Origin of the sequence: uncultured Mailhella sp., from assembly GCF_905187505.1 — a bacterium.
Lineage (GTDB): Bacteria > Desulfobacterota > Desulfovibrionia > Desulfovibrionales > Desulfovibrionaceae > Mailhella.
Genome location: NZ_CAJJIC010000106.1, coordinates 1 through 8,364, shown reverse-complemented (window position 1 = coordinate 8,364; position 8,364 = coordinate 1). Strand labels below are relative to the sequence as shown.

At 61.5% G+C, this 8,364-nt stretch carries 6 protein-coding genes; 3 read left to right on the top strand and 3 right to left on the bottom strand.

Going from position 1 to position 8,364, the window contains the following annotated elements; all coding sequences use genetic code 11:
* Positions 1-215 precede the first annotated feature (215 nt).
* Both QZZ60_RS09135 and QZZ60_RS09130 read left to right on the top strand, forming a co-directional pair.
* Positions 216-959 carry a sulfite exporter TauE/SafE family protein gene (locus QZZ60_RS09135; RefSeq protein ID WP_295640715.1) on the top strand — a complete coding sequence of 248 codons (744 nt, stop codon included), beginning with the start codon at positions 216-218 and terminating at the stop codon, positions 957-959.
* 150 nt (positions 960-1,109) lie between these two features.
* Complete coding sequence (locus tag QZZ60_RS09130) at positions 1,110-1,853, top strand: sulfite exporter TauE/SafE family protein (RefSeq protein WP_295640713.1); 744 nt, start codon at positions 1,110-1,112, stop codon at positions 1,851-1,853.
* A gap of 307 nt (positions 1,854-2,160) precedes the next feature.
* Here the strand turns inward: QZZ60_RS09130 and nadB are convergent, their stop codons facing one another.
* From nadB to nadC, 3 genes are all read right to left on the bottom strand, one after another.
* Positions 2,161-3,738 carry an L-aspartate oxidase gene (gene nadB / locus QZZ60_RS09125; protein ID WP_295640711.1) on the bottom strand — a complete coding sequence of 526 codons (1,578 nt, stop codon included), beginning with the start codon at positions 3,736-3,738 and terminating at the stop codon, positions 2,161-2,163.
* A gap of 221 nt (positions 3,739-3,959) precedes the next feature.
* Positions 3,960-5,018: a quinolinate synthase NadA gene (gene nadA, locus QZZ60_RS09120; RefSeq protein WP_295640709.1), complete on the bottom strand. Its 1,059-nt coding sequence runs from the start codon at positions 5,016-5,018 to the stop codon at positions 3,960-3,962.
* Between the two features lie 49 nt (positions 5,019-5,067).
* Positions 5,068-6,048: a carboxylating nicotinate-nucleotide diphosphorylase gene (gene nadC / locus QZZ60_RS09115; RefSeq protein ID WP_367119414.1), complete on the bottom strand. Its 981-nt coding sequence runs from the start codon at positions 6,046-6,048 to the stop codon at positions 5,068-5,070.
* A 415-nt stretch (positions 6,049-6,463) separates the two neighbouring features.
* Here nadC and mgtE point away from each other — a divergent pair, with 415 nt between their 5' ends.
* On the top strand, positions 6,464-7,852 hold the full coding sequence (gene mgtE, locus QZZ60_RS09110; RefSeq protein WP_295640707.1) for a magnesium transporter: 1,389 nt from the start codon (positions 6,464-6,466) through the stop codon (positions 7,850-7,852).
* Positions 7,853-8,364: the final 512 nt, after the last annotated feature.

Sequence of the window (8,364 nt, the reverse complement as noted above, 5' to 3'; positions counted from 1 at the left end):
CCCCCTGCTGCGCAGGCAGCGCTCCTTTTGGGCCGCCGGATTTCCGGCGGCCCTTTTGCGTTCTTCCGTCCGCACCTCGCGCACGTCCCATCAACGGCCGAACGAAGCCGCCGCGTCTCCACGCCCCTTCCGACCGTCGGGCGCTCCCTTTTTTCATTTACAAATGCCCCGCAGAAGCATAACAATCATGACTCACGCTTTCTTTCGAGGCAGTCATGGACACCGACATTCTCATCACGGCAGCGGCCTGGTTCATAGGCGCGTTCATCAACGGGCTTACCGGCATAGGCGGCGCGCTCATCGCTCTTCCTCTGATATCGCTCTTCGCGTCTTCCAAGGACGCCATCGTGGTCAGCATGCTGTCCGGCTTCATGGTCGGGCTCATGAGCCTTCTGCTTTACTGGCGTCACATCAACGTGCGCGACGTCGCGGGATTCTGGCTGTCGGCCGTACCCGGCATTCTGCTCGGCGTGTGGACTCTGAAAATCGTCAACATCGCCTGGCTGGAACTTTTTCTCTGCATTCTTCTTGTCATGCACATCGTCGTGCAGCTCATCCAGGACTGGCTCGGCACGTGCATGGCGCCGCGCGCCGTCATGAAATACGTGTGCGGCTTCGGCGCGGGCTTCTTCAGCGGCTCGCTCGGCGTGAACGGGCCCGTCATGGCCATATACGCCTCGCTCATGTGCATGGAAAAGAACAGGGCCCGCGGATTCTTCACCAGCGCCACGGCCGCCTCGTTCGTGAGCCTGTCCGTGCTCATGGTCAACGGACTCGTGACGGAACACGTCGTTCATGCCGTGTCGTTTGTGGCGCCTGCCGCCGTAACCGGCTTCCTCTGCGCCTGGCCGCTGGCAAAGCGCATCCGTCAGGAAACCTTCCATTACGCCCTGCTCATTCTTCTGGGCGTGGCCGCGCTGTCGCTGTTCTTCCAGCTTCTGCCCTACTTCACAAGATAGCGCCTCGGCAAAGCGCCCTCCGACTCCGGATCTTTTCCGCCGACCGTTCCCTCACGTCACGGCGCGGCGGAGCTTTCGTCCCTTTTTCCGCCGCGGGCAACGCCACGCCCGGGCTGCATTTCCCCGTTTCACCTTTCTTCTGAGAATTTCATGGTCAACGATCTGTTCATCATCGGCGCGGCGTGGTTCATAGGCGCATTCATCAACGGACTTACGGGCATGGGCGGCATGCTCATCGCCCTTCCGCTCATCACGCTGTTCGTATCGTCCAAGACGGTCATCCTCATCAGCATCATCACCTCGGTCATGGTCGGTCTCATGTCCTTCGCGCTCTACTGGCGCTACATCAATGTGCGGGAAGTCATAGGCTTCTGGCTTCCGGCCGTTCCGGGCATTCTCATCGGCGTGTGGACGCTGAAAATCGTGGACGTGGAAATACTGGAACTGCTGCTGTGCATCATCATCGTGCTGCACATCGTCGTGCAGCTCATGCAGGACTGGCTCGGCACCTGCATGGCTCCCCGCGCCATCATGAAATGGGGATGCGGATTCTTTGCCGGATTCTTCGGCGGTTCCATCGGCATCAACGGTCCCGTCATGGCCATGTACGCCTCGCTCATCTGCATGGAGAAAAACCAGGCCAGAGGATTCTTCACCAGCTCCACCCCGGCATCGATCATCAGTCTCGGCGTCATCATCATCCACGGCCTCATCACGGAGGAAGTCCTCCAGAGCGTCTCCTTCATCGCTCCAGCCGCCGCGGCAGGCTTTCTCTGTGCCTGGCCGCTGGCTAAGCGCATCCGGCAGGGAACCTTCCACAACGCTCTGCTCATCCTTCTGGGCGTGGCTGCGGTGTCGCTGTTCATGCGCGTCATGCCCTATCTCTCCCGCTAGCGCAGCGCCGCGCTTCCGGCGAAAAAAGCCGAACCTCGTTCAGCGCGTCTTTGCAAAAATCCCGGCAGTTCCTTCGCGAAAGGCCGCGCTTCCCGACCGATGGGAAACGCGGCTTTTTCATGCGCAAAAAGCGGCGTCGGACAAGCTCCCGGACCGACCTCCCCGGCCACTGACAAAAACGACGCGCCCGTCGCGCTCTGGCGCAACGAACACGTCGTTTCCGATCGGGAGACTTTCCCGCTTATGCTGTGCCGCGAAGAAGAAAACTGCCGGAAAGCGGCCGTTCTCTTCTCTCTCTCCGCAAAACCTAGTCCTTGCGGTAATGGCAGCCGAGGCTCTGCTTGTTCCGCAAAGCGGCCTGCGTGATGAGATAGGCCGTCTGACAGCCGTGGAAAAGATGCACGAGAGACTGCGTGAGCGGCGTGTGCTTGTAGAAGTCATGCAGATGGCTGGCCAGATCGCGCAGATCGGCAAAGGCGCGGCGCAGCCGGCTTTCCGTGCGTATGATGCCCACATAGTTCCACATGATGTGACGTATGGTGGCCCAGTCCTGCGCGATGAGGGCGGGATCGTCGTTATGCTCGTTGCCGGGATGCTTCCAGTCCGCGATTTCGGAGAAGATGCGGGCGTCGAAGCTTTCCGAGGCGATGCGTCCGGAAATGTCCCTGCCTGCGGAGATGCCCCAGAGGAGCGCTTCCAGAAGCGAGGTGCTCGCCAGACGATTCGCGCCGTGTATGCCCGTGCAGCTGCATTCGCCCACGGCATAGAGTCTGTCTAGGGTGGTTCTGCCGCGCAGATCCACAAGAATGCCGCCGCAGAAGTAATGCGCCACGGGCACGATGGGCAGAGGCTGCGTGCGCATGTCGATGCCGATTTTCCGGCAGCTCTCAAACACGGTGGGGAAACGGCGGGTCACGTCGCACTCCAGCGTGGAACAGTCGAGCAGCATGTGATTTTCACCGGTAGCCAGCATTTCGCTCACAATGGCCTGCGACACGATGTCGCGGGGCGCAAGATCGCCTCTGGGATCGTAGCGGCTCACGAAACGTTCGCCGTGGCTGTTGACCACGTGCGCCCCCTCGCCGCGCAGGGCCTCGGTGAGCAGCGGAATCTGCTGAGCGTGATTGAAAAGTCCCGTGGGATGGAACTGCATGAACTCCATGTTGGCCAGACGCACGCCCGCGCGGTGCGCCATGCTGATGCCGGAGCCCGTGGCCCAGGGATTGTTGGTGGAATACAGGTACACCTGCCCCACGCCGCCCGTGGCGAGCACGGTATGCTCGGCAAGATGAAGCTCCACCTCCTGCGTGGCTTCGTTGAAGGCGTACACGCCGAGGCACTGATTGGTGAGCTGGTAATGCCAGGCCGTGGACCGGGCATGGTGCTCGGAGGTCACGAGATCCACGGCGGAACGGCCGCCGAGCACGGTGATGTTCGGATGCTTTGCCACGGCCGCATGGATGTGTTCGATGATGCTTCTGCCCGTGTAGTCCGCGCAGTGCGCGATGCGGGGGACGGCATGTCCGCCTTCGAGCGTCATGTCCCACTTGCCGGATGCATTGCGGTCGAAGGGAACGTGCAGCTTGTCGATGAGCATGCTCTGCACGGCCTCGCCGCCGTGTTCGGCAAGAAAGCGCACGGCCTCGTCGTAGTTGTAGTCATGGCCGGCCACGAACATGTCGTGCTGAAGGGACTTCTGGTCTTCCGGATCGGTGGAAAACACGATGCCGCCCTGAGCCATGATGGAATTGCCGCCGTCCAGCTCTTCGGTGGGCATGAGAAGATGAACGTCGAACCCCTTGTCGGCCATGGTGAGCGCGGCCGCACAGCCGGCAAGGCCCGAGCCGATGACAAGAACCTGAGAACGATAACGTAATGAATTCATACAGCGACGCCTGAACTGCGGCAAGCCCGCAGCAGCGAATGGATACGAGACGTATCCGTTTTCAAGAACGTCCTTCTGCCGGGCCGGAACCGCCGCTGCGGCTCCGGCGCCATGCGGCACGGCAGAAAGCGCCTCTTTCAAGCCCGAATGCGGCGGCCGGTCCGAAGCGGGAGCGCCGGACGGCGTGCAAAAAGACGCACGCGCGGGCCGCCGGAGAGAAACTAACGGCAGTTTTCGAGCATGCGAACCAGTGACTCGCGGGCGGGAGCCTTGAGGGCTTCGTCCACATGGACCTCGCCCCGACCTTCCTCCAGCCCTTCCAGGGTGGCCAGCAGTCTTTCGGCGGTCACCTTTTCCATGTCGGCGCAGGTAGCCTGCGCCAGAGGAATGATGTTGATGCGTCCGGCATGCCGCTCCATGAGGCGGCGCACCAGATGAAATTCCGTGCCGATGCACAGCGCGGCTTCCTTTCCTTCGGCGGCCGCCTTTTCCGCTTCCTTGATGAGATAGGCGGTGGACCCGGCTCCGTCGCAGCGTTCCACCACTTCGGGGCTGCATTCGGGATGCACGAGCACGCGGCAGCCGGGGAAATGGCGGTGGAAGGCGTCGACCATGTCGGGCTTCATGAAGGATTCATGGATGGGGCAGCAGCCGGGCCAGAGCAGAAGCCGTGCCCCCTGCACCTCAGGCGTGTCCAGATTGTCGCGGGCGATGTCGAGCACGACCTGCTTGTCTTCGGGAATGCCGAGAATTCTTGCCGTGTTGCGGCCGAGATTGCGGTCGGGCAGAAAAAGCACGGACTCTCCCTGAGCAAGCGCCCACTCCAGCATGACCTTCGCGTTCGAAGACGTGCACACGGCACCGCCGAAGCGGCCCACCACGGCCTTCACGGCCAGCGAGGAATTCACATAGGCAAGGGGCACGACCTTGCGGCCGGAGGCGCTCAGCCTTTCCAGAACGCGTTCCACGTCCTCAGCGCGGGCCATGCGCGCCATGGCGCAGTCGGCCTCGTGATCGGGCAGGAACACCCGCTGTCCGGGACGGGCCAGCAGGCAGGCGGATTCCGCCATGAAATACACGCCGCAGAACACGATGTTGCGGGCCTCGATGTCCGGTATGCGGCGGGCGAGTTCCAGAGAATCACCCACGATGTCCACGTGGCGGACGATGTCGTCGGACTGATAGTGATGCCCGAGAATGACGAGATCGCTGCCGAAGCGCCTTCTGAGCTCCTCGATGCGAGCTTCCGTCGAACCGGACGCACAGGTCTTGATATCCATAAGCAAACCTCAGACGTTTCCAGAGCCTTCCGCCCCGGGAGAATACAGATTAACCGCGCTCCATCTTCATGCTGAAGTCGGCGGAAGGCGCGGAATGCGTGATGCGCCCCACGGAAATGAAGTCGGCCGGACGAAGGGGACTTGCAAGCGCGAGATCCCGAATGGTCTCGAGCGTCACGCCGCCGCTTATTTCGGCCTCGATGTCGCGGGGAATCAGGGGAAGGACCTCGGCAAGCTGCTGCGGTCCCATGTTGTCGAGCATGATGCGTTCAGGGCGGCAGGCCACGGCCTCGCGCACCTCGTCGGCGTTGCGGCACTCCACCTCGATGGGCGGACAGGGCCGGTAGCGGCTGCGCAGGGCCTCCACGGCCTTCGTGATGGAACCGGCCGCATCGATGTGATTGTCCTTGATCATCAGCATGTCCGCAAGGTTCATGCGATGATTCACGCCTCCCGCCACACGGACGGCGTATTTTTCCAGATAACGGTGTCCCGGAAGGGTCTTGCGGGTGTCGAGCAGCCGCACGCCGGTGCCTTCCAGACGATCCGCATAGGCGCGGGTGAGATTGGCCACGCCGGAAAGATGGGTCATGAGATTGAGAATGACGCGCTCGGCCTTGAGCAGCTGAATGGTGCGTCCGTGCAGATGCGCCACCACGGTGCCCTTTTCCACGAGACTGCCTTCCTTCACCTCGGCGTTCCAGGCGTCGGGCGGCATGCCTGTGATGGAAAGGACCAGACTGATGAGCGGCAGCCCCACGACCAGCGTGCGTTCCTTGGCCACGATGTAGGCCTTCGCCTCTTCCTCGGGAGGGAATATGCCGAGACTCGTCAGATCGGGCCCGTCCTCCTCCAGCGCCATGCATATGAGCCTTGAGGCAAAGTCGCAGGCCGTGCCGGAAAAAGCCGCCGCGGTGTCGGCAGGAATGACGAAGGGGGGATCAACATGAAGCTCGGGAAAGCCGTTCACGGCCATATTGGAGCTTGCTCCTGCGGCCTGAGCGTGATATTCAATATCGTCTTTGGACATGTCCGCCTCTTTACTTCTTCCGTTACGGGATGTTTCCCGAAGCAGATATTTTCCACACAATGGAGTGAAGTAACAGGCTAGGCGACCTCTCGCGATTCGTCAAGAGTGTTTGGGGAGAATACATGATATGAGTAAAAAAACACAATCACAAGCGGATATGAAAGCTGACTCCCCCTCCATCTCCTCTTCTGCCGAACGTTCATCCCTTGAAAAAAAGACGGACGTCTCCCCTGTTGCGGAGTTTTCCGGGGAAACGATGTCCCCGGGGAGCGAAAGTTCTTCCAAAGCAGTTGAAAAGACAGCTGATTCCTCAAAATTACAGACCGGCGTCCAAGAGCACGGCGCCTCCGGCACGACGGAAAAGGACGCGTCCCGCTTATCCCCGGACACGAAGAGCGCCTCGGCCGCGCACGACGTGGCGGGCTCTGCCTCGGGAGAAAAAGAGCGCGGAGACGGCGGCGAGGAGGAAGATCTGTCCCTTTATGAAACAAGCGCTCAGGAAGCGGGACTCGAGCTTTGCGGCAGCGACATCAACAGCGACGACTTCGTGCATCCCGCCGACCGAGCCGAGCATCTTGAGCAGCTTCCGCTCAACAAGCAGCTGTGCGTGCTCACGCATCTTCCCACCGAAGAGGCGGCCGAAGCGCTTGCCGAACTCGACGAGGAAGTGGCCGGCGACGTTCTGGAAAACATGGACGCCGACGACGCCGCCCGCCTCATTGCGGAAATGGACCCCGACGACGCGGTGGACATTCTCGACGAGGTGGAAGAGGGGCATCGAGACATTCTTCTGAGCAACCTGCCCGCCGACGACGCCGAAGAGCTGCGCATGCTGCTCAGCTTCGACCCCGACACCGCCGCGGGCGTGATGAATACGGACATCATCATGGTGGCCTCAAGCTCCACGGTGGACGAAGCCATTCTGCTCATACGCAGCGAGCTGGAAGAAAAGGAAATGCCCTACTACGTGTACGTGGTGGACAGTCAGGAAACGCTGGAAGGCGTCATTTCCCTGCGCGACCTCATGCTTGCGCGACCGGGCACGCTGCTTGCGAGCATGGTCAACAAGCAGGACGTCATTTCCGTACAGTACGACACCGACAAATCGGAAGTGGCGCGTCTTCTCGGCCACTACAACTTTCTCTGTCTGCCCGTGGTGGACAGGGAAGAACACCTCATGGGCGTGGTCACGCACGACGACGTTCTCGATATCATTCAGGATGAGGCAAGTTCCGACATGCTGGGCATGGTGGGTGCCGGTCAGGATGAAAACGTGGACACGCCGTGGACGCGTTCGGTGCGGATACGTCTGCCGTGGCTTGTCATCAACATGTGCACGTCCTCGCTGTCGGCCTTCATCGTGTCCATGTTCGAGGGGTCCATCGCGCAGATGGCGCTTCTTGCCGTGCTCATGCCCATGGTGGCCAATCAGGCGGGCAATACGGGACAGCAGGCTCTTGCCGTCATGATCCGCCAGCTCGCCACGGAGAGTTTCGATGCCAAGCGCTCATGGGGCGCGGTGTTCCGTGAAAGCAAAATAGGGCTCGGCACCGGCATTTTCATGGCGCTCTTAGCCTACATCGGCGTCATGTTTCTCAGCCACAACAGCATGCTCGCCACGGTCATGGGCATAGCGCTTCTGCTCGACATGCTGCTCGGCGCCGTGGCAGGCGGTGCGATTCCGCTCGTTTTGCGCGCCCTCGGCCGAGACCCCGCCCAGGCCTCCAGCATATTCCTCACGGCCCTCACCGACTCCGGAGGCTTCTTCATCTTCCTCGGCCTCGCGACCACCTTCCTTTTATAGACGCATCCGTGACGCAACTGCCCGTCTGTCCCTGACACGCTGTACGGACGCGGGGCTTGCACGACGCCCGCTGCGCTTAACGGCGGGAGTGAATCCCGCCTGCTTGCGGCCGTCGGCCGGGCTCCTGACGTCGCCCGGGGCCCCAGAGCGTTGAAAAAAGGCTGAAAGGGATGGTGGAAGGGCCCCGGAGCGTTGAAAGACGGCTTTCCGCGGCAAACGAAGTCCTGCCCGAGCGTTGAGAAACGGCAGTTCAGGCAAACAAACGCTTCCCGGAGCGTTGAACCAGCGTTCTGCCTTAAAAATCTGCCCTTCCAACCACACCGACGCTGCCGCGAAGCGGAAACATCGGTCGGCCACCGCAGGCGGGTGCGGCAACGCACGCCAGCACTGACTGGACAGTCCGAAACGCGCCTTGCCGGCACTTTCGGCCTCGGCGTCGCGTCCTCCCCTGCCCTGCCCACCTTTTCAACTCCGGATTCCCGGCATCCGCACGACGCCCGCCGCGCGGCGAA